The organism is Synechococcus sp. R3-13 (genome assembly GCF_047462195.1).
Classification (GTDB): domain Bacteria; phylum Cyanobacteriota; class Cyanobacteriia; order Thermostichales; family Thermostichaceae; genus Thermostichus.
Genome location: NZ_JANSIO010000111.1, coordinates 1 through 1,633, shown reverse-complemented (window position 1 = coordinate 1,633; position 1,633 = coordinate 1). Strand labels below are relative to the sequence as shown.

The following is a 1,633-nucleotide window of genomic DNA, read 5'->3' as shown; positions in this document are numbered from 1 at the left end:
ACACAGCCTCAAAGATGTGGTGAGCGAGCTGTGCGGGGTCGAACTCAACAAAACTGCCCAAAGCTCCGATTGGGGAGCCGTCCACGCGCTATCCGCCGAACAACTGGAGTATGCCGCCAACGATGTTCGCTATTTGATTCCGGTTCGCCACAAGCTGGCGGAGATGTTACGGCGGGAAGAACGCTGGGAGTTGGCACAGCGCTGTTTCCAACATTTGCCCACCTTGGTCGAGCTGGATCTGTTGGGCTTCAGTAACGTCTTTGAACATCAGTAGTCGGAGTCTTATTTGATAGATAGTTATAGATAGTTATAGTCGTTTCAGGTTAGGTTGAGACGCCAGGGCTACTGAGAAAGGCTTTCTGGCTTCGTGCATTATTGCTCCGCAACGCTGGCGCGACGACGCGACCAACGTTTTAGTGTGGGTGCAGTGTCTTAGTTTGCATCGAAATGACCATATTCTTTTGGATGACCGGATTCTCAGGGATCCCCCCTCTCCCGAAGCTGAAAATGGGGATACGTCACCGGCGCATAAAGTATCTGCCAACACAGCTGGCTGCCCCTCTCTCTGATGTAGTGGGGACGGGGTTGGCCATACCAATCGAGATAAACCGGCCTGCAACCCTCATTGCTCCCGCCATCATCTGTCTGGATCAGGGGGATCAGCCCTCACTTGGGCCACTATGAAAATCATTGGAGTTGAGTCAATGTTGGAGTCGCAGAGGGTGGTTCAAAGTGGGTTATCTTCCCCCGCTGTTTCGGGCAAGCCCGTTCTGGAGTTGCGCCACGTCTCGCTGCAGTACCCCACCAAGGGATCCCCAGTCACGATCATCCGCGACGTCAGCTTTTCTGTTGCCCACTCGGAGTTTGTCTCCATTGTTGGGCCGAGCGGCTGTGGCAAGACTTCTCTTTTGAAGATGATGGCCGGCCTGAACACTGACCATGGCGGCACCCTCTACTTTCAGTTGCAGCCCATCGCCGGCCCCCTGAAGAGTGTGGGCATGGCCTTTCAAAACCCGGTGCTGCTGCCCTGGCGCACAACCCTGGAGAACGTGTTGCTGCCGTTGGAGGTGGTAGAGCCCTACAAGCGCACCTTCAAGCAAAACCTGGCCCAGCACGAGAAGTCGGCGCTGGAGCTGCTGGCCACCGTAGGCTTGGAGGGTTTTCAGAAAGCCTATCCTTGGCAGCTTTCTGGGGGAATGCGGCAGCGGGCTTCCCTGTGCCGCGCTTTGATCCATCAGCCGGAGCTGTTGTTGTTGGACGAACCTTTTGCCGCTTTGGATGCCTTTACCCGCGAGGATATGTGGGAAATGTTGCAGCGGCTGTGGCTGCGCACCGGCTGCACCGCCATTTTGATCACTCACGATTTGCGGGAGGCGGTTTTCCTCTCCGATACCATTTATGTGATGGGGCCACGGCCTAGCGAGATCATCTTTTCCCTCAAAGTGGATCTGCCCCGTCCACGCCCGCTGGAGATCTGCCTGACGGACGAGTTTCACCGCTTGGTCTCGGAAGTGCGCCAGCACATTCGGCGCAGCTATTAGGCCAAAGAGCCCTTGATCCAAAAAATCTGGATCCAAAAAATCTGGAAAGGTTTGCTGGACAGGTTACCGCGCATCTCTGCCGAGGGATCCCA

The 1,633-nt window shown here is 55.7% G+C and carries 1 protein-coding gene and 1 pseudogene; both read left to right on the top strand.

Annotation, left to right across the window (positions count from 1 at the left end; genetic code table 11):
* A pseudogene (locus tag NW856_RS03765) lies at window positions 1-274 on the top strand (ribonuclease D); the annotation flags it as partial.
* A gap of 430 nt (window positions 275-704) precedes the next feature.
* Window positions 705-1,541: an ABC transporter ATP-binding protein gene (locus tag NW856_RS03760; RefSeq protein ID WP_049749636.1), complete on the top strand. Its 837-nt coding sequence runs from the start codon at window positions 705-707 to the stop codon at window positions 1,539-1,541.
* The last annotated feature ends 92 nt before the right edge of the window (window positions 1,542-1,633 follow it).